Origin of the sequence: Rhizobium sp. 007, assembly GCF_015353075.1 — a bacterium.
Classification (GTDB): Bacteria; Pseudomonadota; Alphaproteobacteria; order Rhizobiales; family Rhizobiaceae; genus Rhizobium.
This window is the reverse complement of the sequence record NZ_CP064188.1, coordinates 1,250,084-1,275,366: the sequence shown is the minus strand read 5'-3', so window position 1 is coordinate 1,275,366 and position 25,283 is coordinate 1,250,084. Positions and strand designations below refer to the sequence as shown.

Below are 25,283 nucleotides of genomic sequence, written 5' to 3'. Positions count from 1 at the left end.
GATCGCTATCAACGCGCCTTGTCTCTCGCGCACACCGTCGCCTCAAAACGGAGGTTACGTCATGACGCACAAGCAAAGTCCTGTTTCGGCCCGGTCGCACTCGATGCTCACGGCCTTTTGCGCCGCGGCAAGGAAAAGGAGTTTTCGCATGACATCCTTGGACGATAGAAGACGGGCGCTTGAAGACAAATACATTCTCGACTTTGAGCGGTCGCTTAAGGTCCGCGCCCGCCGAAATCGCCTGCTGGCGGAATGGGTTGCCGCTGCAATCGGCCGCAACGACGTCGACGCGTATGTGAACGAGGTCGTGGCAACAGCCATCGCTTCGCCGGAAGACTCGAATCTGCTGCAGAAGATTCGCGCGGACTTCAGTGCCGCTGGCCGGGCTGCCGATGAAGCACTTCTTCGCGAGAAGATGCACGACCTGATGTACATGGCTGCCGAAGCCATGGAGCGTGAGGACGCAACGCAAAGGTAGCGGGACGACAGATGGACCATATGGAGGTCCATCCCCTGAGAGCGGAGCGCGGCCAAGCTTATCGCCGCCCTCGGTCCACCTGCCGTGCAGGCGCCGGCTTAAGATTTGGCGATAGCCGAGTGTCGCTGCCGAGGAAGCGCGTGCCGATGTCGAAGAAGCTGACCGCCTCTGTCGCTCGCCATTTCCTCGTACTACACCTATGCCTTGGGTCGAGGCCGCGTTGCGGGTGTCGTGTCATTGGCGACATCTCCTCGACCGTGTTCTCGCCCTGGAGCGTTTCATCACCCCGGGGTTCCTCGATGCCTTGGAGCGACCAATGCCGGGATCGTCACTTCTCCCAGGGCATAAGGCCTTCACGAAGGGTATTGCAGACGAGGACAAGGTCCCTGCCCCCTGATGAGATAGCCCACGGCAAGAATGAACGGAAATAGGTGGCGAATAGCCGCTTCTACGCAAGCTTCCGGCGGCTGCTCCTTTTCATCGTGCCAGCCCGGGCGAAGGTCATTTCTTCGGAAATGACAGTATCGGAGTTGTCGAGGATCGCGCGCCAAATGCGATTGCCGATCCTGAGGCTCAGCCGCTGTAGGCCGAGATCCTCGCCCTCACCAATTTCCACGGTACTTGCAACCAATCCCATCTGCAGTTTTCGCCTGAACTCGGCTCCGGAGAGGCCGAAGCGCGAGGAAAGCTCTGCGGGATTGAGGATGAAGTCACCATTGTCGTCGCGCGTTATCTGCATTCTGGATCCCTTCCGGTCTTGTCCCTGATCGCGTCTCTAGGCGTGCGTTGTATGCCTGGTCGCTTTTACCGAGATATTCGGTTTGGTGGAAAAGCGGATTTGCGCAAGGTTGAACGGCGCTCACTGCAATCCTATTGTCCGCGCATCCCTATGGTATGCTGATAGGAGAAACGGCAGGGCGATCGGCGCTTTGGAGCGGTTGAACGGCTGAAGCCGCTTGATGAAAGGACATTCCGTGCGATTGCTGTTTGCTGCCCTTGGCTTTGGTTTCGTTGCAATCGGCGTTATTGGTATCTTCGTGCCGCTGCTTCCGACGACTCCGTTCCTGATCCTTGCCGCTGCTCTATTCTCCCGCTCCTCCCCGCGCTTTGAGCGCTGGCTGCTTGCCCATCCGCGCTTCGGCGAGCCACTGCGAAATTGGCGGCGCCAAGGGGCGATCCGGCGACGTCATAAGCTTGTCGCCTGTATCTCGATGATTTGCAGCTTTCTCATTCTGCTCGTATTTTTCAGACCTTCAGCAATTGCGATGGTTGGCGCTGGAGTTCTGATGGCGGTTGCCGCGATCTATGTCGCGTCCAGGCCCGAACCGCGATACTGAAAATCGTCTCACGACTGCCACACGGCCCTCGGCTTAGAACGCCCCGCGTGAATTTTGTCCAAAGCATGGGTGAGGTCATCGATCGGCGAATTGCCTGCCAAGCTCGAGGCGTTTGTCGAGAGACTCGGTCGTGTGTTGATCGTTACCTTACACCTCCTTGGAGGCTGGCATCTTGCGGGCGATCTTGTCTGTCCATTGGTGCGGCACGTGACGCCGGAACGCTTGGACAAATGAATGGTGCGGGTGAGCTCTCGTGACAGGATGTGCAGAACTTTTCAGTGTTGGTAAGTTCCAGCGCAATTTCAATTAAGCAATCAAAATGCGCCGGAAAACAAAACCTATCGGAGGCATGGTCATCTAGAGTTCACGGTTTGGTCGCGAAGTCATGGGTATTGCGATCCCTGGAAGGAACTAGAGCATTGGACGTGCATTTCCAGAGATTGCCCAAACGAAAATGGACGCGCTTAATACCGCTCTTGGAAGGATTGCCAGGATGAGTCTCGAAGGACACACGACAGCGCCGGGTGCAAACGTCCATGAGAACCATTACTGCGACCATGAAGATGCAAGTGGCATCCGTTGCACGCAATGGGGCTGTTACGGCTTCGAGGAGAGCACCGGCGCCACACGATGGTACTGCCGCAAGCACCAGCCGCTGATCTATCGCGGACTGCCTGCGCACGGCAGCATACACGTCTTGATCGGACGTTAGCCCGCGCTGGTTTGCCGGCTGCCCATACGGCGGCGGAACTTTCTGTTCAGCTTAAACGGAAGTGCGCTTCGACCGCTGCAGCAATGAATGCTTGTCGGGCTTTGGTCCCGTCGCACCCGCCATTAAGAGCGTCGTCACATATCTGCTCTGCTCGTCGGTACTGGCTTCCATGATAAGCCGGCCAGGAACGATCAAGCATCGACTTGGCTTGCCGCACGGTCTTGACCGTTCGCATAGTGCCCGTTACCGGATCCTCAAGAGTGATTGGAGTATCCCAAATAGCCCTTTTCATGACGCAGCACCTCCCGAAGCGGGAACGGTTTCATCCCAGAACGGTTCCGGGCTTGCCCCACTTCCGGCTGCATTGGTTAACAGGGTGTTTCCCTTTACCATCCGGCATGCCCTGAAGACCCGGTTCGATTGGACGCCACCGCTCGTCAGCGGCGGTCCGGCGAGATCGAAGACGTTACGATCAGGTCAGGTTGCGGCGCTTCAAGCGGCACGGAGCCGAATTCGATCTTTGCAAGGATCAGCGGAGGATCGGGCTCGGCAGGGCGCAGGAGACCGCCTTGGGGCCAGGCACGCCGCAATTCCTCCTTGGACATCGCTGCGACGTTCACGTCGATATCGGTCAGCGTGCCCGGCACGCGATATGGACAGCGCCGCTTTGAACAGTTGCTGGCGGAAGAAAACTGCCAGAGAAAATAGTTCTGCCAGTTCCCAAGCGGGAAGACCTTGCGGATGTCCGGCTTGTAACGCGCATACCAAAGGGGCAGCCTAGCCAGTACACTGTAGTCCCGCCGATATGCGGCAATATAGCGTGCCGTATCATGGTTGGTATAAAGGATCGGATAGCGTCCGGTTCTCGCCCTGATGTGCCCGACAAATATCTGCGCATCCTCGAGTGACATGAACCGATCGGGGTCGATGCCTTCGATATCGAGGATCATCAGATCGTCCGCATCCGGCGTCGCATAGTCGAGGAAGTGATTGGCCTGGTCGATGGGATTGCCGGGCCGGCCGACATGGTAGGCACCCCAGAGCAAGCCGTTCTGTCGGGCAATCATCCGGCGGCTCGTATAGAGCTCGCGGCTTACCGCGTATTTCCGCCACATCGTCTTGCAATGCGCAAACGTGTCTCCACGGTGCTCTCCCTCGCAGCTGAAGCTCTCGGGCAGACCATCGGATGCCTTGGAAATAAAGGCCGCGACGCGCTCGTCCTTGAGCAAGGCCTGCCAATCGATCGCATTCATTTCATAGGCGTCGACAACCAGCGCGTTGTTTGAACTCTTCCAGGGCGACACATCCGCCGCAAGCAGCCCCCCTGCTTCAGCGATGAAAGCAAGCAGACAAAGGCAGGAAAGAATCGATGCTCGGAGCCCCTTCATCGAGCCAAGGTAAAATATCCCGAGTTTATAATATATTAAGAATAAGGCAGCCTTAACGCGCGCCGCGTCCAAGCGGCTGATTGAGCGCCATGGCCATGGCGCTCAAGTGCACGACCCGTTCACCGTCGAAGCGCTCGGAACCAAGTCTGTCGCTTGAGATTCGCGTCGATCATCGGCCGGGGCAGATGTTAAATGTGCCAGTCGGTTGCAGCGGATTGGGCGCTGGCCGTGACCGGTGCATCATCGAGCGAATAGGCATGGATGTAGTCTATCTTCATCTGTGCCCCATCGGCGAACCCGGCACCCGGCGTTCCGGCCGTGCCGCCGACGGCGAGGTTTACCAGCATGTACATTGGATCATGCATGTCGGCCGGCGTATCGGCATGAGCAACGGCGACATCGTCGAAATACCAGACGATTTGATCTTCGTCCCACAAGACCCCATAGGTGTGGAAGCCATCGGTGCTTGGGACCTTGACCGGCGTCGAGACCGTGGTGCGCGAGCCGGTCTCGTTGCTGTGGACTGTCACGTTGACGGTGTTCGGATCCTGTCCCCGCATCTCGACGACGTCGAGTTCCGGCGGCCACGAGCCATCTTCAGGCAGCAGCCAGAAAGCCGGCCAGGCACCCTGTTCGGTCGGCATGTCGGCGCGCATTTCGAAGTACCCATAGGTCTGAGCGAAGGAGGAATGCGTGTTCAAGAGGCCCGACGTATAATCGTAGCCGTTGATCTGCGATTGGATTGCTTCGGAGGCCGGCGCCGCTGTTATGGTTAGCACCCCATTCTGAAGAGAGAAGGGATTGACGGCCGAGGTCGCAGAATAGGACGGATTGATGTACCACTGGAGTTCGCCATTGCCGGGGAGCGTGCTGCCCTTTTCCGGCGCCCACCAGAATTTGGCATCCCAAACGCCCTGGTCACCGTTGCGCAGCGACAGGCTGTTGAATTCATCGGCAAATGTGAGCGTGAGTGCGGACCGGTCGAGCGTCAGCTGGAACTGATCCGCGCTGAGGTCGGCGACGGTTTTGTTCGCAAAAACGATACTTTCTCCGCCACCGAGATCGAGCCGCAGGTTTGCGCCCTCCTGTGTGAGGTGGCTTACGACCTGATCGAAGCTCGACAGCCCGTAGCCGTTCAATCGGACGGTATCGTCGGTGCCGAAATCGACGACAAGGTCGCTGCCGTTGCCGCGCGTGAAGATGAACGTGTCGGAACCGCCGGCGCCGATGAGGACATCGTTGCCCGCGCGACCATCTATCGTTTGACTGCCGGATCCGCCGGTGATGATATTGTCCGCCGCATTGCCAAAGGCGTAGCGGCCGCTGCCGGTGACGGTCAGATTTTCGAAATTTTCAGGAAGCGTATAGCTCATCCAGGTGCTGATGGTATCGACCCCGGCGTTCGCGGCCTCCACCGCGCGATTGATGCTGGAGTAAAGGTAATAGATGTCGTCACCCGTTCCGCCCTGCATGGTAACGTTTACGGAGGCGTCGCCCCAGATCGAATCGTTGCCGCTCGTCCCATTCAGCACAGGGCCTGAACCTTTGGCCGAAAACCAGGCGCTCGATGCACCGGTATAAAAGAGTGATTTACCAACGGCGTTCGTAACCGAGCTTGCCATATATGATTCTCCTTCGTTTTCTGCCTTGCGATAATAGACGACGATTTAGGCGATTTTGACTCTGTCGATTGGTTTTAGCTTCAACCTCCAGGGAAAGCCTGCAACAGACCTAATGGAATTATCGCCGCGCGTTTGCGGCTGTGCCACCATCTGGCGTTCGGACCATAGTGATCCATAGTGACACGGAAAAGACTTGCGCTTGCCCTCGCACGCGCCCCGCCAGATCACTCAGTCCTCCCGGAACGCGCGTGCCACCTGGTCGGTCAGAGGCTTCGTCAAATAGGCAAGAGCAGTACGCGCACCTGTTTGCACGAATGCTTCCACCGGCATGCCGGGGACGGGCACAAGGCCGCCCAATCGGCTCCATTCGCTCTGATCAACCGAGATCCGGACGGCATAGTAGGTCGTGCCGCTCTCCCGATCCGTCGTCAGATCGGCGGCAATCTGCTGCACGATACCGTTGATTTCGGGCGTGTTCCTTTGGTTGAAGGCAGAAAATCGCAGCCTGACCTCTTGGCCGATGGATAGCTGATCGATGTCCTGGGGCAAGACGCGGACTTCGGGCGTCAGCGTATCGCGGGCGGGCACGATCTGCATGATCGGCTCGCCAGGTGGAACGACAGCGCCGGCGGAGTGGACCGTAAGCTGATGGACGATACCTGTCTGAGGCGCCCGGATGTCAACGCGCCGCAGTTCGTCTCTTGCGGCGACCATTCGTTCCGAGAATTCTCCGATGTCGCTCTGCGTCTTGCGCAGTTCGTCCGATACTTCGCTGCGGTGATCGTCATCGATCTGAATGATCTGCAATTCCGTCTCGGTCACCTTACCGTTCGTCTGCGCAAGGCTTGCCACAAGGCTGCCGAGTTCGCCCGTCAGGCGCGCGGACTCGCGTTCAAGGGCATAGAGACGGTTGACGGGCACGATACCTTGATCGAACAGGCGCCTGACGCTCGCAAGCTCCTTGTCGATCAGCGCCATCTCTGCCTTCTTGCCGGTCTGCTGGGCGACAAGTCCCTCCGCTTCCTGCCGCAATTGCTGGATGCGTTCGCGCAACTGGGCTTTTCTGCTGGCACGCGATGTCCGGCGATCTTCGAACAATCGGCGCTCGCCTTCGATGATACCGCCGTCTCCAGCTTCGCCCGCCTGTTCTAACAGGCTATCGGGAAACCCAATCTCCTCAACGCCGTCCCGTTCGGCGCCCAGCCTGGCAGAGGCGGCCGACAGCTCGTTCAGTCGCCGGGAGATGATTGCGAGGTTTGCCCGCAATTGCGTGTCGTCCAGATGCACGAGGATCTGCCCAGCCTCCACCAGCCCGCCGTTTTTGACGAAGATTTTCCCGACAGTGCCGCCCTTTTGATGCTGAACGGGCTTCACATAGCTGTCGACGACAAGCGTGCCGTTCGCAATCACCGCGCCGGAGAGATAGGTCGTTGCTCCGAGGCCCCCAACCACGCCGATCAGAAGCAGGACCATCGCGAGTGCGATTGTCGTAAGGCGGCTGATTGCAGCTTCGGATATGGGAGATCGCTTGTCGATCAACTGTCGCCTCCCGCTATAACCGTCAGCGTGCTACTGCGCGGAGCCGTCGAAACCGTTGCCTTATTGAGAACCTCGTCCTTCGCCCCGAAGGCCTGAAGCTGTCCATTGGCGAGTACCAGAACGAGATTGGCGGCCGCCAATGCACTTGGCCGGTGAGCAATAACGATGGCAATGCCCTTGCGTGCCCGGATGCCTGCGATCGCCTGAGCGAGCGCTGCCTCGCCATCGCTGTCGAGGTTCGAGTTCGGCTCATCCAGGACGACAAGGAAAGGATCGCCATAGAGCGCGCGCGCCAGGCCAATGCGCTGGCGTTGCCCGGCCGAAAGCATCGATCCGTTCTCTCCGATCTGGGTATCGAAGCCATCGGGAAACTGCACGATCATCTCATAGACGCCCGCAGCTCTTGCCGCTGCAATGATTTTCTCGGACGGGGCATTTCTGTCGAAACGCGCGATATTCTCGGCAATTGAGCCCTCGAAAAGCGACACTTCCTGCGGGAGATAGCCGATCGACCGGCCGAGCGACGACGGGTCCCACTGATCAAGGGACGCCTTGTCGAGACGCACCGAGCCGCCGATAGGTTTCCAAAGACCGACGAGTCCGCGGGCAAGCGACGATTTTCCAGATGCGCTCGGTCCGATGACGCCGACGGCGTCTCCGGCCTCCGCCTTGAACGAGACCCCGCGCAGTACCATCGTCCGGGTACCAGGAACGGCAAGGTGAAGCGCTTCCACGGACAGGTTGGCGGTCGGTGCAGGCAGGTCGACATGCCGCTCCTCGGCCGGCAGCAGTTCCAGATGCTTCGTCAGTCTGCTCCAGCTTTGCCGGGCGGCGACAAAGCCCTTCCATTGTCCGATTGCAAGCTCCACAGGTGCCAGCGCCCTGCTGACGAGGATGGAACTTGCGATCATGATGCCGGGCGTCGCCTCTTGCCTGACGACCAGGATGGCGCCGACCGCCAGCACACCGGATTGCAGCATCATCCGAAGGACTTTTGAGATCGACATCAGACTGGTCGTGACGGTCGTCGCCGAGATATGATTGGCAAGATACCGGTTGTTAACCTCGGTCCATTTGGTGGCCAGCAACGACCCGAACCCCATGGCCAACACGGCCTCGGAGTTTCGCCGTGTCGCTTCGGCAAGATTCAGTCGCCGCGCGGAAAGCTCTGCGGCAATTTTTGCCGGTTTGCGGGACTTGAATTCGGCGAGTGCTGTAAGGCCTATCAACATCACCGCACCGGCAAGCGCTGTGACACCGATCCAGACGTGAAAGAGAAAGCACAGACCGATGTAAAAAAGCATCCACGGCATATCGAACAGCGCCGTTGGCCCGGGGCCGGAGAGAAAACCGCGTACTGTATCAAGATCGCGGATCGACTGCAGACCGTCGCCCGGCATTCGCATCCGCGAGGGCAACAGGATCAGAGAGTTATAGACGTCGCCTCCCAAACGCTCGTCGACAGCGGCTCCGGCGCGCATCAAAAGCATCGAACGGATAAAATCGAGCAATCCCTGGAAGATGAAGAGCGTTGCTGCAATGATCGCAAGCCCGGCAAGTGTCGGCAGGCTTCGACCCGGAATCACCCGGTCATAGACTTGCAACATGAAGAAGGAGCCAGTGAGCGCCAATATGTTGACAATGCAGCTCGTGGCTCCGACACCCAGGAAAGCGCGCTTGAGGGAAAAAAGCACCGCCACAAGGAAAGCCCGTGGTGGGCCGGATTTTTCGTTCGTCATGCAGCGCTCCGCGGTTGTATCACCGACACGAAGCGGGAGCCGTTCGTGCAGGCCATTCAACATTTGATTCTCAGTTCGACGCTATTGTTATCATCCCATGCGGTCGGCGTGTTCCCGTTAAAAAGTTTCTTTCGGTCTAAATTAAGGACCGCTTTACAGCGGACGCATCTGAATGGCCGATGTGCAGGAACGGGACGAGGTCGCGCATGCCTTGCGGACGAAATTTTCACCCACTATCTCAGCCGCGGCGTTCGAGAAAAGCAAGCCCGGCCTGCAAATCCTGCTGTGGATAAGGGAGATTGCCGACGAAATTTGGCCCTGTTGGCAGCCTACGGGCTGGGAGCCGGCAACCTTTCGTTAACCATGACGGCCTATCAATGGGGCGCTGCTTTTCCGCGATAGCAAGGCAGCACGTCGCGTGGCGGGCCTTGCCGCTTCAGGCACGTGGCGCTTGGGCTGGATATCTTCGCCAAGGAGTTTGCAAATGCAGCTTATCGCTTTACCGGATACGTTCAACCTGATCGGCAACGATGCGCTTATCGTCATGAAGGCCGAGGACACACATCAAGCCGTATGTGTGACGAAAGATGCGCTTGCTGGTGTTCAGGCTGCGCCCGACCCACGGTGGCTGCCGCAGGATCTGAGCGTACTCGAACTTATTGCAAGCCGGAAATTCGATCATGGCGAGATCGCCTTCGATGGCCGCATCTGGATCACGGCGAAGGATGTCCAGAACTGGCATAAAATGACGCGGCATTAAATTCAGCCGACGACGACGGGTTACGAGCGAGCGGCAAGGCAATTGTCGCATTTCCGTAATATCCCAGCCCTAAGTTTAGAATGGCTCCAAAACTAGGGGCCGTTCTCAACTTTGGAGCCAGTCCCATGAATGAACATCTTTCTCAAAAGATATTCCCCACGACGCAACTTGAAGACGCAGATGGCGAAGGCCACAATTCGAGCCTCAATCCGACCATGGGCGAAATCATCAGCAAGCGCTTTTCGCGCCGTAGTTTCCTCCAGGGTTCGCTTGCAGTTGCCGCCATTACCGCGACCGTCAGCCCAGTGGCGTTGATGACGGCGGAAAAGGCGCGCGCGAATGGCGCTTCTGCCTTCTCCTTCCCGGAAGTCGAGGCCGGCGTGGATGCCAACCATCACGTCGCCGAAGGCTACAACGCTGACGTCCTTTTGCGTTGGGGCGACGCGCTCTTCCCCGACGCACCGGCCTTCGACCCGACCAAGCAGACGGCAGAAGCCCAGCGCCGGCAATTCGGCTACAACAACGACTATGTCGGCTTCATCCCGCTTGAAGGTTCTTCGACAAACGGGCTGCTTGTCGTAAACCACGAATATACGAACCCGCACCTGATGTTTCCCGGCATCGTCAAGATCGTCGACGGGAAGATCTCCCAGGGCAAGCTCAGCAAGGAACAAGTCGACGTCGAAATGGCCGCGCATGGCGGCACGATTGTCGAGATCCGCAAGGTCGACGGAAAGTGGCAGGTCGTTCCGGAAGGCCGCTACAACCGCCGCATCACCTCTACCACGGAAATGCAGCTTACCGGCCCGGCTGCCGGTCATGATCGGGTCAAGACCTCGGCGGACGCCACCGGCACGCGCGTCATCGGCACGCTCAACAACTGTGCCGGCGGCGTGACCCCTTGGGGCACCTACATCATGGCTGAAGAGAATTTCCACGGCTATTTCTCCGGCGAACTGCCGGAAGGCCATAAGGAAGCCGCCAATTACAAGCGCTACGGCGTGCCGGAAGGCGGATATGATTGGGCCAATTACTACGACCGCTTCGACCTCTCCAAGGAACCGAACGAACCGAATCGCTTTGGCTGGATCGTCGAAGTCGACGTCATGGATCCGACCGCGACCCCGAAGAAGCGCACCGCTCTTGGCCGTACCAAGCATGAGGGAGCGGCATCGATCGTCAGCAAGGACGGCCGTGTTGTCTTCTATCTCGGCGACGATGAACGCTTCGACTATGTCTACAAGTTCGTGACGTCGGGAACGTTCAATGCGAACGATCGTGCCGCCAATCTTGATCTCCTCGATGAGGGCACGCTTTACGTGGCCAAATTTGCCGAGGACGGTACGTTGCAGTGGCTGCCGCTCATCTTCGGCCAAGGACCGCTGTCAGCCGAAAACGGCTTTGCCAGCCAGGCCGACGTTCTCATCGAGACGCGTCGCGCCGCCGACATTGTCGGCGCAACGAAAATGGACCGGCCGGAAGACATCGAACCGAACGCCGTCAACGGCAAGGTTTATGTCATGCTGACCAACAACAGCAAGCGCAAGGCCGATCAGGTGGACGCCGCAAATCCCCGCCCCGACAACGCCTTCGGTCACATCATCGAGATCACCGAGGATGGCGGCGATTACTCAGCAACTTCAGGCAAATGGGAAGTTCTCTTGAAGTGCGGCGATCCTTCGGTTGCCGAAGTCGGCGCGACTTTCTCGACCGAAACTTCCAAGAACGGCTGGTTCGGCATGCCGGACAACTGCGCCGTCGATTCGGCCGGCCGTCTTTGGGTCGCAACGGACGGCAATAACAACAAGGCCACCGGCCGCACTGACGGCCTTTGGGCTGTCGACACCGAGGGTGACGCTCGCGCCACCTCTCGCCTGTTCTTCCGCGTCCCGGTCGGTGCCGAGCTCTGTGGTCCGCTCTTTGCCCCGGATGACGAAACGGCTTTCGTCGCCGTGCAGCATCCCGGGGACGGCGGTGATGACTGGGCGGGCCATGGCCGCCCATCCTATTACGAGGATCTTTCCACCAGGTGGCCAGACTTCAAGGATGACATGCCAGTGCGCCCGTCTGTACTTGCCATCACCAAGATCGGCGGCGGCAAGATCGGCATCTGAGACGGCGCGTTGACAGAGCCTTTGTTAGCCGGGACGAGTGCGTCGTCCCGGCTATTGTTGTTCACAGGGACACAATCGTGTCTGCATCCATGCCCTCTCGCGTCACAAAAACTTCATGCGCCTCTGCGAAAGCTTTGGGCAAACGAAATCCGCAATCTCCATAAGAATTCTTCATGACATCGTCCTCGGTCTCCACCCGCTTGTCACCGGCGGCCTCGCAACGCCTTTTGCTTCTCGCAAATACGGCACTGAAAGCGGGGCAAACCGCCCGCAGGTCGCTAAAGCGGCGGCTGGTGAGCGAGATCGTGTCGAAGGCTCCGCGTGACTACCAGACGGAAATCGACGTGGCGGTCGAGGGGATCATCGTCGATGAGGTGGCGAAAGCCTTTCCCACTTACGCGATCAAAGGAGAGGAAGCCGTCGGCAATCGTGATGCCGAGGCAAGCACACCTGTCATCTATATCGACCCGATCGACGGCACGACAAACTACGCCTGGGGCATTCCGCATTTCGGCATGACGATTTCGATCGCCGAAGGTGGCCGCATCGTGGCTGGTGTCGTCTATGATGCGATGCAGGATGAACTGTTCAGCGCGGAGGCCGGCGGCGGCGCTTATCTGAACGGTGAGCCGATCCGCTGCATCGAGAACGCCGAAATCGAAAGCGTCCTGATCGGCGCTGGACTGCCCGTTCCAGGACAAGTGAAAGCCGTCAGCGAGGACACTTACTTCACCGCGCTCAAGCGGCTGATGGTCAATACGGCTGGTGTGCGGCGGCTGGGCTCAGCAGCACTTTCGATTGCCTATGTGGCATGCGGACGGCTGGACGGCTTCTTCGAAGACGGCCTGTCGCTGCATGATTATGGCGCGTCGGTCCTTCTGGTCGAAGAGGCTGGCGGACAGGTTTCGGCCTTTTGCGGCGGGCCGGTCACGGCAAACGGCGATATCCTCGCCGCAAATAGGGCGATCCATCCGTGGCTTGTCCAAGGGTTTAACTGAGCTCGGGACTTACAGGTGCTTGACCAGCAGCGCTTCCAGCCCGACCGGATCGTCGGTCGTGATTTGATCCGCTTTCAGCGCAAGAAGCCGTCGAACCTTCGGCAAGACTTCGGGAACGGCTGCCGTGATGGTATAGGCATCGACGCGGCGGCCAGCGCGATGGAAGGCGTCAATGAGGTCATAACCTGCAGCGTCGGCGAAGAGCACCAGTTCGTAATAGAGATAGAACATTCGCGCGCGCGGCGATGCCTTCAGCGCTGTTTCCACGAAACCTGCGAAGTCGCGGCTTTCGATCAAGCGCTCAATCGCCCCGTCGTGACAAGGGTCATAGCCGATCGGCATGTCGGGAACCGCGTCGGAAAGCCGTTCGACGGCTCTAGCATCGCCCCCAGACAGAATGACCGACCGTGCGACCGGCGACAATGCTGCGGCAAAGGCGGTAATATCCACGTCGCGGATACTCGCGGACGCCTCCTTGAGATCCAGCTGCAGGACGGCATTTTCATCGCATTCGCCCGCAAGAAGAAGCTGCCCGAGATCGTCGATCAGCATCACCGGGTGATCTGCCGGCACGCCGGTATCATCGCGAAGCTGCAAGCCACGCAGATACTCCTGCGAAGCATCCAGGACACGGCCCGTGCCCGTCGTGGCCCGATCAAGTGTCTCATCGTGAAGAACCGCAAAACCTTCGCCGCAAAAACGAATGAGATCTATCTCGACGCTGGCGCCGAGCAACATGCCTTCGGCAATCCGCCGGCGCGTGAATGAGATGTCGCCGGCGAAGCGATGGCCACGATGCCATTTCAGCCATGTCCGGTGCGCACCTGTTTCGACGGCAATCCCCCTGCGGTCAGACATGTCCGAGCATCCGATCGGTTTGCAGCTCGCCGGCGGCGGCCGACCGATGGACGAGCTTGTTGTCACGAAAGGCGAAATAGGCGGTGGCTGCCGGTTCCACAAGGGAGCCCCTTGTCCAATCGACATCCGGTGACGTCATGGCCTTGAGCCGCGTGCCGTCCGCAAGGTCGATATCGACGATCCTGTGAGTGCCGAAATCGATGCTGCGATGCACGATGCCGGCGCCTGACTTCTTTGACCGGCTGAGCGAGAGCGCTTCCGGTCGGAAGGCGAGCACGAGATCGCCGTCTTCGACCGGAACTGCAAGCGAAAAGTCCGGATGTTCGCTGATCCCGTTGCGGACCTTCACGCGAACGAAATTCATGGAGCCGATAAAACCTGCCACGAATTCGGTCTTCGGTTCGCGGTAAATGAGGTCCGGCGGTGCGGTCTGTTCCGTGCCGCCATCCCGCATGACGACGACCCGGTCGGCAAGCGCCAGCGCCTCGTCCTGCCCATGAGTGACAAACAGGGTCGTGATGCCGAGGCGCTGCTGGATGTCGCGCACCTCTTCCCGCAGGCGCTCGCGCAAATGCTGGTCGAGACTGGCAAAAGGCTCGTCGAGCAGCAGGATCTTCGGCTCGAGCACGAGCGAGCGCGCCAGCGCCACGCGCTGCTGCTGCCCGCCCGAAAGTTGTGTCGTCATCCGCTTTCCGTAGTTGGAAAGGCCGACAAGTGCGAGCGCGCTTTCAACGCGCTCCGCGATCTCGGGTTTCGGCAGCCTGCGTATCTTCAACCCGAATGCGATATTGTTGAAGACGTCCATATGCGTCCAGAGCGCATGGCTTTGAAACACCATCCCTGTCGGGCGCTTCTCCGGCGCAAGTGTCGTAACATCCTTGGCGTCGATGAGAATTGAACCTGCACTCGGTCGTTCGAAACCGCCGATCATGCGAAGAAGCGTGGACTTGCCGGACCCCGATGGTCCGAGCAGGCAGACGAGCTCGCCATCATCGACATCGAGCGAGAAATCGCGCACTGCGAACGAAGCGCCGAAGGCCTTCGAAATCCCTTTGATCGTCAAGCGTGCCATCTCAAGCCTTTCTTCGGGTCATGCCCGATCCGCACGTCACGCGCCAAAGCCGCGGGCAAAGGCACCCGTTCCAACGACACGGCGGGCAAACATCAGTGCGATGAAGGACGGCACCCACAACATGACCGAGAGGACTGCGCCGTACTGCACGACGATCTGATTGTTGATGAAGGTGATCATCAATACCGGCATGGTTCGGACCTCAGGAGCACCGATCAGCCACGCTCCCTCCGTTTCGTAGAAGGTACCAACAAAGGTGAGCAGAAGCGCAGCCGCGATTGTCGGTGCAGCCTGCGGAAGGGTCATCGACCAGAACACCCGCAGTGGTGCCGCACCTGCATCCCGGGCCGCTTCCTCCATGCGCCGGTCAACGTTCTGGAACGCCGCGACAGGGATCCAGATCATCAGCATGAGGGTGCCGACGAGCTGGATCAGGACGACACCCCAGAACGTGCTGATCAGGCCGAGCTGCAGGAAGATGCCGGCGATCGCGACAAGCAGTCCGAACTTCGGGAAGGCGTGCGAAGCAAGAAAGGACAGGAAGAGGATGTTCCTGCCCGGAAAGGTCATGCGCGCAAATGCGTAAGCCGCCGGCAGGCAGATCACAGCCGACAGCAGCGTCACGGTCGCCGTCAGCCGAAGGCTGAGAAAAAGCGATTCCCAGACGTCGGAGCGCGATAGCGTCTGCGACCAGAAGCGCAGCCCGAACTGCTGCGGAATGACAGAGGGATAGCGCCAGACCTCGGTAAAGGCCCAGGTTCCGACAACAATCAGCGGAAGCGCGATGAACAGGGTCAACAGCGCCGCAAACAGGATGCCAACCCAATCGATCCTTGCCGCACCGGCAGCTGTACCAAGGCTCATCGACCGCCCTCCCGGTTTTTCGCGATCGAGCGAACATAGAAGATCCCGAACACCAGGCAGAAGCCGAAGGTGATCACCGCTTGCGTCAGAGCATTCAGCGGGTCGTTGAGGTCGGAGAAGGTGCGTTGCATGAACGGCCCCATCATCTCGGGCGAAGCTGGGCCAAGCACGTAAGGCAGCGTGAAGGACGAAAAGATGCCGAGGATGGCGAAGGAGGCCGTGACGAGAAACGAATTGCCCATGCGCGGCAGGATAATCGAAACGAAGACCCGCAGCGGAGAAGCACCGACATCGCGCGCAGCTTCGATCGAGCTTTTCGCGATATTGCCCAATCCGGCCGCCAGCATCAGCACCGTCAGGGGAAGATTGTCCCAGACGAGGCCGATCACTGGCCCCCAGGGTGTCAGATATGGAGACGGCAGCTTTGGCAGGCCGGTCGCGTTCAGGAGGATGTCGACGGTGCCGTTCGGACCGATCGTGCGGATAAGCGCGTAGGAGAGGATGATCGACGGGACGAACATCGGAAAGATTGCAAGGCCTTGGACATAGGCTGCGAGCCGTCCCTGCGAAAAGCGCAGATAGAGGGCGATCGGTAGGCCCGTCGCGAGAAGCAGCAGGCCGCAAACCAGCGTCGTCCAGAGCGTAAGCCAGAGATTGGCGAGGCTATAGGTATCGCTGAAGAAAAAGCGGTAGGAGGCAAGCGAAAAGACAGTAGCGCCGTCCGGTTGGCGCAGGAAAACCGTGCCGACGACTGCGGCGATGATCGGATAGACGATCAGCCAACCCAGCAGAAGCACCGGCACGGCGACGAGAAGAAGCCCCGCCGAAGCGTTCGTGGCGGCTGGTGTGCGCCAGCGCGCCAGCGATGGTGGCGCAAAATCCCTGCGCATCAGGTCCGGCTGATGCCCGGCGCGACGCTGCGGTACCAGCCGTCGTTGATGGCAGGCTCCCAATCGCCGCTCGGAAAGGTCGGGATCGTCGCCGGGACGACATCGGCATATTTCTGGCGGAGTTCCTCGGAGATATGGTCCCAGGAGATGCCCGGAAAACCGCCGATCTCGGTGATGATCGCTTCCTGCATCTCCTTTGTCAGCAGGAAGGCGGTGAGCTTCAGGGCCGCGTCCTTGTGCGCGCCGTTCGAAAACACCGTCATGCGCGAGAAATTACCGCAAAGCGCAAGGTCGCCGAGCTGAACGAGGCCGGTCGTTTCCGGTAGAACGCCCTGCGAGATCGCCTGCAGGACCTGGTCGGACCAGACCGGCGTCATGGCGACGACGCCCTGCGCCAGAAGCTGGATCGACTGCGTGTTGCCAGCCGTATAGGCGCCCTTTTCATAGAGCGACGGCGCAAGGTCGTTGAGGATCGCCCAGGCAGGCGTCAGGGTCTGGTTGGCGTAATCGGCCGAGAAGTTGTCGATCGTGAATTTCTTCGGATCGCGGCCGTTGGCCTCATGGATGGCGCGGCGAACGAAGTTTCCGCCTGAACCACCTTTGTCGGGACGATTGTAGATAAACTGGCCCGGATTGGCCTTGATCCATGAAATCAGCTGTTCCCAGGTTTTGGGCGCATCCATTGGGTCGAGCTTGGCCTTATCGTAGGCGAGAAGAACCTGCGAGCCGCGGTAGGGAAGCGAATATTCGCTGTCGACGCTCAGCGGATTGACGCGGTCGAAGCCTTCGATGTTCTCTGCAGAGAACTTGACCCAAAGACCGGCGTCGATCCCACCCGTCGGCAGGCGTGGATCGAAGGTTTCGAAGATGTCTGCCTGCGGATCGGTCTTGGTCTGGAGGGCGGCCAGGGCACGATCTGCAATGGCGCGCAGGCCGGTATTGTCGCCGGCATCAGTGACCTTCAAGGCAACGTCCGGATGGGCCGCTTCGAAAGCCGGACGGACGATGTTGTTCCAGAAGTCGACGATATTGGCATCGGAGCCGCTGTAGAGATCGATCGTCCTCGCTGCGGCGGTGGCAAAACGCGGCGCAGCCAGCAGAGCTGCTGCGGCCGACGACGTGATAAGAAACTCGCGTCTGTTCATTACCTTCTCCATTCGTTTCGCGGTCGCACCCCGCGTGCCTGTTGGAGCTAGCTAACGCTGACGCGTGACATCGGGATGACAAAAGGGTCCGGACGAAGGGTTTTTTGCACAGCCGTGCATTCTAATCTCTGCAACAACAAAATCGACAAAAGATGGGCGAATCCGACGTTCTTGAATGCGGCTTATGATTGACGGCCGGCCTGCGGCCATCTTTTCGCCGTCGCTCTTACATTAGATTGTAATCAATCGCGGCTAGATTGTTTTCATCATCAGGAGGCAACTATGCGCGATATGACCATGTCAGAGATAATGAGCGATCCACTGATCCGACAGCTTATGCGCGCCGACAGGGTATCGCTTGACGTTTTCGCAACATTGCTTCGCGAAGCTGCAGCGCGCGTCGACGCACAGGCAATGAAGGGCACGAGCGCCGCCGTGCGGCCAGACGATAACGAGACTTCAGCACAGTCGCACGGGACGATCATGCAAACGGAGCAGTATAGAATTGCGGGCCTCAATTTTTGCCGCCCACGCGATGCTTTCTGACCTGTGAGCATACGGGTCTTCCAGCCCGAGAATGGTCTCATGGGCGCCGGGTGGGGTTTGATCGGTCCCGTAACAGCGATCTGCCAAGCCGCGATATGGCCTACAACTTCAAGAGGAAGCGAAGATCCAAAGTGGGCGTCAGCGGGTAGCGCCCCAGAGGTAGGCGACTGCCGCAACTATGCCGACGGCAGTCAGCGGCCTTGCCCTTACATGCTCCTCGATTTCATACACAAAGCTTCTCGCCTGAACTTTCGCGATCCGCGCCGTACCGGAGGCGAGCTCTGTTGCGGACTCTGAGACGCGGCTTACTTCTGATCGCAGAGCCTTGATCTCGCCGCGGCTGACCTCGTTCCGCTTTCGACTTGCAGCGAGCGCTTCATCGACCAAGGGAGATTGTTCGTCGGGCGGTTCGGGGTCGCGCTGCCGCTGGACGCGCTCGGCCGCCTCGGCGTCCACTCTTCCAGATGGTGCCGTGGTGTGGGTGACCGAAACGGGATCTGAGGCCGGAAAGGTGTCCTCAAGTCCTTTCTCGAGTTCGCCCTTTCGCGATCGCTTGCGCTGCTGGGCCTGCTCCCGCTTCATGGACTGAACTGCTGGGGATTCGTCTGGATTTGGCATGTTGAGTTCCTCCTTGCTTGATCGCAGTAATCCCGCAGGTGCCGGGAAGTTCCGGATTTGTGTTCAAACTGCCACCGGCCAGCATGTCAAAGTCGAAATTCATCGTGAACCTCGCGGGATACCCCGGCGTTCAGGCCGGGGAGGAACGCGAGAGCGGCCTTGGGCCGCTTCGCGCTGGGATTTGACATATTCGGCGATCACCGAGAGCGGTGCGCCGCCACAGCTTGCCGCAAAGGAGGACGGCGACCACAAAACGCCCTTGTGGTAGCGCCCGGTATTTCAGCAAAACAATCTCCATGAGTCTGTTTTCGTTGATGGTCTTGCCCACGCTGGTTTTTTCGTGGCTACGATGATTGGCTCTAAAGGCTTCAACAACTGTCGGGCATGCGTTTGCATTGCGTTACAGCTCAGGAGAAGGCCGTTAAATCATAGGGATGCATTGGGATCTTAAGATGCCGCTTACGCCCGGAAAATTTCTGGAACTTTAAAGTTCGACCGGTGTTCCTTGCACGGATCTCGGCGATCCCAAAAAGGAACACAACAATGCGCGCGTTCATCCTAGCCGCTACCGCCCTCGGGGCATCCGCCTTCTCTGTGCTAGCCCAGGCAACACTTGCGCCATCCCCGTCCGGAAACACGCCTGCGATCGCAACACCAGGCACGAAGAACCCGACTGCCCCCGTCGCAGGTGCCAACAGCTTCACCCAAGCCCAGGCAAAGGATCGCATCGAAAATGCAGGCTACACGGAGGTTAAAGACCTAAAGCTCAACGACAAAGGCGTCTGGATGGCCTCGGGCATGAAGGACGGCAAGGCTGTTTCGATCGCCCTCGACTATCAGGGCAGCATTGTCGCCGAATAGGGAACCCCAGGCGCCGAAATGAGAGTTATATCCGGATTTTTCGACGACTACTGCGAAACGAAACCGCAGCAGTGCGAAGCATGGTCAAAACCTACGAACGTTGCTGTCATCGTAGATTTTATTTCAACCGACACTTTAGGTAAGCGCTCGGAAGTCACTGATATAACAGGGAGGCCGCTTCATGACCGGGATAGGCACTTGCATGCGTCCAACACGGCTGGGGCGGATTTCTATAAGCTTGGGGCCTTTCTGTTGGCCGTTTTGTCAGCCGCGACTGCGTCCTTGCGGATCCTTACGAAATTGCCTCACCAGCAGATCGGGTAAACAGACCACGAACCTGTCTGCTGCGACAGCCGGCCAAATTTAGACCTGCAAGCCTATCAGTCCCCGCGCAGTTTATGGGTGATGAAGACAGCTATGCCGCCGATCCCCAGGACTATGACACCCCATAGAATCCAGACACTTTGATTGACCATGAAACTCGAGGAAGGATACGGGAAGAGCCCGCTACCTTGTCCGATCCAGAGCAATCCGAGCAGGATCAAACTCGCCCCGAATGCATAACTGAATTTCCGTCTCATGTTCATCCCTCTCGCTCACTTCCGGCCATGATGACGATAGACGATCATAGGCCGCCCAGCCTCGACAGTATCCGTAATTCACGCACCACCCGGCGCGGGTCAAACTTCGATGCCGGCGGCATCACTTCCGATGATCTCCTCGAAGCGTCTCGGCAGAGCGTCGCCCGATGTTGCCGATGAAGCCAATACAACTTCCCAGCATGCATCTGCTTCTTTCAGACGGCAAACACTCAATGTCTGTGCCCGGCTGCAGGCGACCGATTCCGGCACGAGGGCGATGCCGAGCCCGTGTCCGACGAGTTCCATCAACGTGCCGAGATCGCTCACCTCAAATGCGATCTTGCGATCAATATTCGCCGTGAAAAACAGATCATCGATGATTTTGCGCGTACCTAAATCCTGCTCGAATTCGACAAAGGCATGAGCTGCAATTTCATCAAGCGAAACAACCTGGCTTGAGGCAAGTGAATGCGACTTGTTGCAGACGACAACCAGTTCTTCGCAGGCGATGGTGACGGTTGCAATGTCGGCCGGCGGATCAAACATGGGCAGGAATGCAAGGTCGAGTTTGCCGTTCCTGACCTTCTCCAGGAGATGGACCGCCCCGCCCTGTATCAGCCGCACGTCGATATGTGGATGACGCTTATGAAAACGGGCAAGTAGAAACGGCAGATCGACAAATGCCGGCAGTCCCTGAACGGTTCCGAGGTTCAACTTGCCCGATTTCGCCTGGGCAACAGCGCTTACCGCTTCCCGTGCGTCCTTCGCTGCCTCAAGGACAATCTCCGCCTTTTCGAGCAGCGCCCTGCCGGCGGCCGTCAGCCGCACCTTTCGAGTAGTGCGGACAAAAAGCTGCGCATTCAGCTCTTGTTCCAACGCCCGGACTGAACTCGAAAGAGCGGACTGAACAATGTTCAACCGCTGCGCGGCTTTCGTGAAATGCTCGGCTTTTGCCGCAGCAACAAAATACTGGAGCTGGCGTAGTTCCACTGGAGCCTCATTTTTCACACATATTGATCAATCTCATCTAAATCTTCCGTTTGAAAGATGGAAGCGCCTGACGCATTCTCTCGCGGCGTTTTCGGCATTGCTTCTACCTCACGTGATCAACCTATTCGTTCATGACGGTCTTCTCGACGCTGTCCTTTCCGACAGCTGCGCAGGAAAAGAAGCGTTGGCTGCAGCACGGCCGCCATCGGTGCCGATGATGCGAGACGGTGGCCGCCCTTGGTGTCGCGGCTTTGATGTATCAGGAGGTTAACATGGACTATCGCAAACTCGGCCACAGCGGCACAATCGTGAGCGCCTATTGTCTCGGCACGATGACCTTTGGTGCGGAGGCGGACGAGGCCGCCTCTTACAAGCTGCTCGACGATTATTTCGCCTGGGGCGGCAATTTCATCGATACCGCCGACGTATATAGCGCTGGCAAATCCGAAGAGATCATCGGCCGCTGGCTGAAGACGCGGCCGACCGAGGCAAAGCAGGCCGTGATCGCAACCAAAGGCCGCTTCCCGATGGGTCCGGGTCCGAACGATATCGGTCTCTCACGCAGACATCTTAACCAGGCGCTCAACGACTCGCTCCGTCGCTTGGACATCGAGCATATCGATCTTTACCAGATGCATGCTTGGGACGCGCTGACGCCCATCGAGGAGACTCTGCGCTTTCTCGATGATGCCGTTTCAGCGGGCAAGATCGGCTACTACGGTTTTTCCAACTATGTCGCCTGGCACATTGCCAAGGCTTCCGAAATTGCCAAGGCGCGCGGCTACACACGGCCGGTCACGCTTCAGCCGCAATATAATTTGCTGATGCGCGATATCGAGCTTGAAATCGTCGCCGCCTGCCAGGATGCCGGCCTGGGGTTGCTTCCTTGGTCACCGCTTGGCGGTGGCTGGCTGACTGGCAAGTACAAGCGTGATCAGATGCCGACCGGCGCAACCCGTCTTGGCGAAAATCCAACGCGCGGCGGCGAAGCCTTCGAAGCCCGCAATGCGCAGGAGCGCACCTGGGCAGTTATCGGGGTGGTCGAGGAGATTGCGAGAGCCCGCGGCGTCAGCATGGCGCAAGTGGCCCTTGCCTGGACGGCGGCGCGCCCGGCAGTGACCTCCGTCATTCTCGGCGCGCGAAATCCTGAGCAGCTCGCCGACAATCTCAATGCCGCCAGCTTTGCGCTTTCACTTGAGGAGACCACCAGGCTCAACGAAGTCAGCGCGCCGACGCCCGGGCAATATCCCTATGGTGAGCATGGCATCAACCAGCGCCACCGCAAGATGGAAGGCGGACGCTGAATCTTGAAAGGCGGCGTCAGATCCTGACGCCGCTTGTCTCATCGAAGAGGTGAAGCTTCTCTGGATCGATAATCACGCCGATGGTATCTCCTGCCCGTGCATTTCCGCGACCGGTTTCGACAATGGTAAGTTCAGGTCCGGTTGCCGCAGTGATGAAGGTCGAAGAACCCGTGGATTCCACGACGGCGACCGGAACGTCGAAGGTGCCCTGCCCTTGGCCGGTGATGCCGATATGCTCGGGGCGAATGCCGGCGGTCACTTTGCGGCCGGGTTGCAGTTTGCTGGAGATCGTCAGCTTGTGCTTCAGCGGGCCGAGGTCGAGCGTCAGGCTTGCGCCATCTTCGCCGACGATCGCCGGGATAAAGTTCATTGCGGGCGAGCCGATGAAGCCGGCGACGAATTTGTTGGCAGGCGTGTCGTAGAGATCAAGCGGCCTTCCCTGCTGCTCGATGACGCCCTCGCGCATGACGACGACGTGATCGGCCATAGTCATCGCCTCGATCTGGTCGTGGGTAACGTAAACGGAAGTCGCGTGAAGCCGGTCGTGCAACGCACGGATTTCCTTGCGCATATGGACGCGCAGCGCCGCGTCCAGATTGGAAAGCGGTTCGTCAAAGAGGAATGCCTTCGGATGACGGATGATGGCGCGGCTCATGGCGACGCGCTGGCGCTGGCCGCCTGAAAGTTCGCGCGGATAGCGTTTCAGGAGATGCGACAGGCCGGTAGTGGCAGCGACTTCCTCGGCGGCTTTCTTCGCCTCGGCTTTGGCGACGCCGCGGATGCGCAGACTATATGTGAGATTCTGCTCGACCGTCATATGCGGATAAAGCGCGTAGGACTGGAAGACCATTGCCACGTCGCGCTTGCGCGGCGGCACGTTGTTCATCAACTCCCCAGCGATCTTAAGATTGCCCTCAGAGATGCTTTCAAGGCCCGCGAGAGACCGCAGAAGCGTGGACTTGCCGCAGCCGGAAGGGCCGACGAGCGCCACGAACGTCCCCTTGGCAATCGACAGGTTGATGTTCTTGAGAGCGTGGAAGGCGCCGTAATGCTTGTTGACGCCGGCAAGCTCGATCTGAGTGGTCATTTGAGGGCTCCCGAGGTGAGGCCGGATACGATGCGGCGCTGCAAGAGAACGAAAATGGCGAGGATCGGCGTTACATACATCGTGGCGTAGGCCATGATGTTGTTCCACTCGTTGGTGTTCGGTCCCATGAAGGAATTGAGACCGACACTCGCCGGCTGAAGCTCGGCGGCCTGGATCATCGATTTCGCATAGACGAATTCGCCGAAGGCCTGCATGAAAATGAGGATCGCGCTGACGAGGATGCCGTTGCGCGCCAGCGGCAGGACGATGTTGAAGAAGGCGCCGATGCGGGAATTGCCGTCGACAAGAGCGGCCTCTTCCAGTTCCTGCGGCACGGCCATGAAGGTGGCACGGACGAGGACGACGAAGAAGGGCATGCTTTTTGCTGCAATGGCGATGATAACGGCAAGGCGCGGATAGTTGAGCATGCCGAGCTGCGAGAACCCGACGAAGATCGGTGTAACCATCAGGGAGGCCGGAAGAACCTGCAGCATGAGGATCAGGAACAGGCCAATATCCACCCAGATGCTGCGATAACGCGCCAGCACGTAAGCGCAGCCAACGCCGAGAATGGTGATGAGCGCCACGGAACCGAGCGCGATCACCAGCGAATTCCAGAGATAGCGGCCCATGTTCCGGCTCTCCCAGACATAGGCATAGGTGCTCCATTGCGGAGAAGACGGCCAGAAGCTCGGCGGCGTAGCGAACATCTCCGAGCCGCTTTTCAGCGCCGTGATGTACATCCAGTAGAGCGGAAAGAGATAGATCGCCGCCATGGCGATGGCGATTGCGAACATCAGTCGGTTGCGGTTTGTATCACTCATCCGCGCACCTCATGGCGTGTCGAGCGGACATAGACCACAGAGGCGATCATGACGAAGACGATCATGATGACGGAGATCGTGGCACCCTTGGCGAAATCATATTGGCGGAAAGACAACTCCCAGGCCCAGTATTGCGTTACATTTGAGGAATTGTTCGGCCCGCCAGAGGTGATCGCGGCGAAGAGGTCGAACTGTTGCAGCGTGAAGATCAGGCCAAGGGCGATGATGGCGCCGATCGTCGAGCGCATCATCGGCACAGTGATGGTCCAGAAGCGCTGCCAGGCATTCGCACCATCGAGTTCTGCAGCTTCATAGAGATCGCCGGGGATGGCCGAAAGGCCGACGGATAGCAGGATCATGTTGAAGGAAGTGCCGAGCCAGATATTGGCAATAATGACGGCAAAGAGCGAATAGTGCGGGTCGGAACGCCAGAAGATGTTTCCCGAGATGATGCCGCTTTCTCGCAGGATGAAATTGAGCACGCCGAAGTCGCCTGACAAAATCCAGTTCCAGATGGCGCCGACAACGAGGCCCGGCATGACCCAGGACACGAGGAAGAGACCGCGCAGCCACGATGCACCGGGAAAGTTCACCCAGAAGAACAACGCAAGCCCGAAACCGATCAAGAACTGACCGGCGATCGAGCCGGTGACGAAGATCAGCGTGTTGTAAAGGATCCCCAGCGTCTCGGGCTGCGCGAAGATATCCGTGTAATTCTTGAAGCCGACGAAGGGGCGCGAGAAGGTCCCGAGGCTGAACATGTCAACCTCTTGGAAGCTCATCACAACATTGTAGATGAGCGGCAGACCCGCCATCAGGAACAGAAAGCCGAGCGGAAAGGCGACAAGCACGATATCGAAACCGCGGCCGTCCTTGACGCTCATCAGGATCCTCTTCATCGGGCCTCCGATAACTCCGAACGGGGCTGCCTGGCGCTCTCGCGGAAGACAGCCCCT

At 58.8% G+C, this 25,283-nt stretch carries 26 protein-coding genes and 2 pseudogenes; 10 read left to right on the top strand and 18 right to left on the bottom strand.

Annotation, left to right across the window (positions count from 1 at the left end; translation table 11 throughout):
- Positions 1–148 precede the first annotated feature (148 nt).
- Positions 149–478 (top strand): ATPase inhibitor subunit zeta, encoded by a 330-nt coding sequence (locus ISN39_RS27160; protein ID WP_194731188.1) that lies wholly within the window; start codon positions 149–151, stop codon positions 476–478.
- 448 nt (positions 479–926) lie between these two features.
- On the opposite strand, the gene ISN39_RS27155 is transcribed toward ISN39_RS27160, so the two are convergent.
- On the bottom strand, positions 927–1,217 hold the full coding sequence (locus ISN39_RS27155; protein ID WP_074071854.1) for a DUF6522 family protein: 291 nt from the start codon (positions 1,215–1,217) through the stop codon (positions 927–929).
- 220 nt (positions 1,218–1,437) lie between these two features.
- Between ISN39_RS27155 and ISN39_RS27150 the strand changes: the two genes are divergently transcribed.
- Positions 1,438–1,815 (top strand): YbaN family protein, encoded by a 378-nt coding sequence (locus ISN39_RS27150; RefSeq protein ID WP_074071855.1) that lies wholly within the window; start codon positions 1,438–1,440, stop codon positions 1,813–1,815.
- A gap of 150 nt (positions 1,816–1,965) precedes the next feature.
- On the opposite strand, the pseudogene ISN39_RS27145 reads toward ISN39_RS27150, so the two are convergent.
- Positions 1,966–2,113 (bottom strand): annotated as a pseudogene (locus tag ISN39_RS27145) (NapC/NirT family cytochrome c); the annotation flags it as partial.
- Between the two features lie 195 nt (positions 2,114–2,308).
- Between ISN39_RS27145 and ISN39_RS27140 the strand changes: the two are divergent.
- Positions 2,309–2,527, top strand: a complete 219-nt coding sequence (locus tag ISN39_RS27140) for a hypothetical protein (protein ID WP_194731187.1) — start codon at positions 2,309–2,311, stop codon at positions 2,525–2,527.
- A gap of 437 nt (positions 2,528–2,964) precedes the next feature.
- On the opposite strand, the gene ISN39_RS27130 is transcribed toward ISN39_RS27140, so the two are convergent.
- The 4 genes from ISN39_RS27130 to ISN39_RS27115 all read right to left on the bottom strand — a co-directional run bounded on the left by ISN39_RS27130 (position 2,965) and on the right by ISN39_RS27115 (position 8,815).
- Entirely contained in the window at positions 2,965–3,915 is a 951-nt protein-coding gene (locus ISN39_RS27130) for a GH25 family lysozyme (RefSeq protein WP_194731186.1), read from the bottom strand.
- A 188-nt stretch (positions 3,916–4,103) separates the two neighbouring features.
- Positions 4,104–5,537, bottom strand: a complete 1,434-nt coding sequence (locus tag ISN39_RS27125; RefSeq protein WP_194731185.1) for a family 16 glycosylhydrolase — start codon at positions 5,535–5,537, stop codon at positions 4,104–4,106.
- 228 nt (positions 5,538–5,765) lie between these two features.
- Positions 5,766–7,076 (bottom strand): HlyD family type I secretion periplasmic adaptor subunit, encoded by a 1,311-nt coding sequence (locus ISN39_RS27120; protein WP_194731184.1) that lies wholly within the window; start codon positions 7,074–7,076, stop codon positions 5,766–5,768.
- Entirely contained in the window at positions 7,073–8,815 is a 1,743-nt protein-coding gene (locus ISN39_RS27115; RefSeq protein WP_194731183.1) for a type I secretion system permease/ATPase, read from the bottom strand. Before ISN39_RS27115 ends, ISN39_RS27120 begins: the two co-directional genes overlap by 4 nt.
- 172 nt (positions 8,816–8,987) lie before the next feature.
- On the opposite strand from ISN39_RS27115, the gene ISN39_RS27110 reads away from it, so the two are divergent.
- The 4 genes from ISN39_RS27110 to ISN39_RS27095 all read left to right on the top strand — a co-directional run bounded on the left by ISN39_RS27110 (position 8,988) and on the right by ISN39_RS27095 (position 12,687).
- A complete protein-coding gene (locus ISN39_RS27110) occupies positions 8,988–9,176 on the top strand; it encodes a hypothetical protein (RefSeq protein WP_074071861.1) in 189 nt (62 codons plus the stop codon).
- 123 nt (positions 9,177–9,299) lie between these two features.
- A complete protein-coding gene (locus ISN39_RS27105) occupies positions 9,300–9,575 on the top strand; it encodes a hypothetical protein (protein ID WP_040115459.1) in 276 nt (91 codons plus the stop codon).
- A gap of 125 nt (positions 9,576–9,700) precedes the next feature.
- The gene (locus ISN39_RS27100; RefSeq protein ID WP_194731182.1) at positions 9,701–11,689 is read left to right on the top strand and encodes a PhoX family phosphatase; all 1,989 of its coding nucleotides are present in this window, start codon (positions 9,701–9,703) and stop codon (positions 11,687–11,689) included.
- A gap of 173 nt (positions 11,690–11,862) precedes the next feature.
- Positions 11,863–12,687, top strand: coding sequence for an inositol monophosphatase family protein (locus tag ISN39_RS27095; RefSeq protein WP_194731181.1), 825 nt, complete (start codon positions 11,863–11,865; stop codon positions 12,685–12,687).
- 9 nt (positions 12,688–12,696) lie between these two features.
- Here ISN39_RS27095 and ISN39_RS27090 read toward each other — a convergent pair whose 3' ends face one another.
- The 5 genes from ISN39_RS27090 to ISN39_RS27070 are packed head-to-tail and all read right to left on the bottom strand — an operon-like array spanning position 12,697 to position 17,516.
- Positions 12,697–13,545: a glycerophosphodiester phosphodiesterase gene (locus ISN39_RS27090; protein WP_194731180.1), complete on the bottom strand. Its 849-nt coding sequence runs from the start codon at positions 13,543–13,545 to the stop codon at positions 12,697–12,699.
- Positions 13,538–14,617 carry an ABC transporter ATP-binding protein gene (locus ISN39_RS27085; RefSeq protein ID WP_194731179.1) on the bottom strand — a complete coding sequence of 360 codons (1,080 nt, stop codon included), beginning with the start codon at positions 14,615–14,617 and terminating at the stop codon, positions 13,538–13,540. The genes ISN39_RS27090 and ISN39_RS27085 overlap by 8 nt, the downstream gene beginning before the upstream one ends.
- Before the next feature lie 36 nt (positions 14,618–14,653).
- Positions 14,654–15,481, bottom strand: coding sequence for an ABC transporter permease subunit (locus ISN39_RS27080; protein ID WP_194731178.1), 828 nt, complete (start codon positions 15,479–15,481; stop codon positions 14,654–14,656).
- The gene (locus tag ISN39_RS27075; protein ID WP_194731177.1) at positions 15,478–16,371 is read right to left on the bottom strand and encodes an ABC transporter permease subunit; all 894 of its coding nucleotides are present in this window, start codon (positions 16,369–16,371) and stop codon (positions 15,478–15,480) included. Before ISN39_RS27075 ends, ISN39_RS27080 begins: the two co-directional genes overlap by 4 nt.
- Complete coding sequence (locus ISN39_RS27070; RefSeq protein ID WP_194731176.1) at positions 16,371–17,516, bottom strand: extracellular solute-binding protein; 1,146 nt, start codon at positions 17,514–17,516, stop codon at positions 16,371–16,373. Before ISN39_RS27070 ends, ISN39_RS27075 begins: the two co-directional genes overlap by 1 nt.
- Positions 17,517–17,798: 282 nt before the next feature.
- Here ISN39_RS27070 and ISN39_RS27065 point away from each other — a divergent pair, with 282 nt between their 5' ends.
- Positions 17,799–18,062 carry a hypothetical protein gene (locus ISN39_RS27065; protein ID WP_194731175.1) on the top strand — a complete coding sequence of 88 codons (264 nt, stop codon included), beginning with the start codon at positions 17,799–17,801 and terminating at the stop codon, positions 18,060–18,062.
- Positions 18,063–18,200: 138 nt separating this feature from the next.
- Here the strand turns inward: ISN39_RS27065 and ISN39_RS27060 are convergent, their stop codons facing one another.
- Both ISN39_RS27060 and ISN39_RS36815 read right to left on the bottom strand, forming a co-directional pair.
- Positions 18,201–18,680 (bottom strand): hypothetical protein, encoded by a 480-nt coding sequence (locus tag ISN39_RS27060; protein ID WP_074071870.1) that lies wholly within the window; start codon positions 18,678–18,680, stop codon positions 18,201–18,203.
- A 171-nt stretch (positions 18,681–18,851) separates the two neighbouring features.
- A pseudogene (locus tag ISN39_RS36815) lies at positions 18,852–18,953 on the bottom strand (transposase); the annotation flags it as partial.
- A gap of 270 nt (positions 18,954–19,223) precedes the next feature.
- Between ISN39_RS36815 and ISN39_RS27055 the strand changes: the two are divergent.
- The gene (locus ISN39_RS27055) at positions 19,224–19,541 is read left to right on the top strand and encodes a PepSY domain-containing protein (RefSeq protein ID WP_194731174.1); all 318 of its coding nucleotides are present in this window, start codon (positions 19,224–19,226) and stop codon (positions 19,539–19,541) included.
- A 380-nt stretch (positions 19,542–19,921) separates the two neighbouring features.
- Here ISN39_RS27055 and ISN39_RS36810 read toward each other — a convergent pair whose 3' ends face one another.
- Both ISN39_RS36810 and ISN39_RS27050 read right to left on the bottom strand, forming a co-directional pair.
- Positions 19,922–20,122, bottom strand: a complete 201-nt coding sequence (locus tag ISN39_RS36810; RefSeq protein ID WP_239600706.1) for a hypothetical protein — start codon at positions 20,120–20,122, stop codon at positions 19,922–19,924.
- A gap of 99 nt (positions 20,123–20,221) precedes the next feature.
- The gene (locus ISN39_RS27050; protein ID WP_194731173.1) at positions 20,222–21,112 is read right to left on the bottom strand and encodes a LysR family transcriptional regulator; all 891 of its coding nucleotides are present in this window, start codon (positions 21,110–21,112) and stop codon (positions 20,222–20,224) included.
- Positions 21,113–21,384: 272 nt separating this feature from the next.
- Between ISN39_RS27050 and ISN39_RS27045 the strand changes: the two genes are divergently transcribed.
- Positions 21,385–22,416, top strand: a complete 1,032-nt coding sequence (locus ISN39_RS27045) for an aldo/keto reductase (protein ID WP_074071873.1) — start codon at positions 21,385–21,387, stop codon at positions 22,414–22,416.
- Positions 22,417–22,432: 16 nt separating this feature from the next.
- Here the strand turns inward: ISN39_RS27045 and ISN39_RS27040 are convergent, their stop codons facing one another.
- The 3 genes from ISN39_RS27040 to ISN39_RS27030 are packed head-to-tail and all read right to left on the bottom strand — an operon-like array spanning position 22,433 to position 25,226.
- Positions 22,433–23,503 carry an ABC transporter ATP-binding protein gene (locus ISN39_RS27040; protein ID WP_194731172.1) on the bottom strand — a complete coding sequence of 357 codons (1,071 nt, stop codon included), beginning with the start codon at positions 23,501–23,503 and terminating at the stop codon, positions 22,433–22,435.
- A complete protein-coding gene (locus ISN39_RS27035; RefSeq protein ID WP_022717691.1) occupies positions 23,500–24,327 on the bottom strand; it encodes a carbohydrate ABC transporter permease in 828 nt (275 codons plus the stop codon). The genes ISN39_RS27040 and ISN39_RS27035 overlap by 4 nt, the downstream gene beginning before the upstream one ends.
- Entirely contained in the window at positions 24,324–25,226 is a 903-nt protein-coding gene (locus ISN39_RS27030; RefSeq protein WP_074071876.1) for a sugar ABC transporter permease, read from the bottom strand. The genes ISN39_RS27035 and ISN39_RS27030 overlap by 4 nt, the downstream gene beginning before the upstream one ends.
- Between the last annotated feature and the right edge of the window lie 57 nt (positions 25,227–25,283).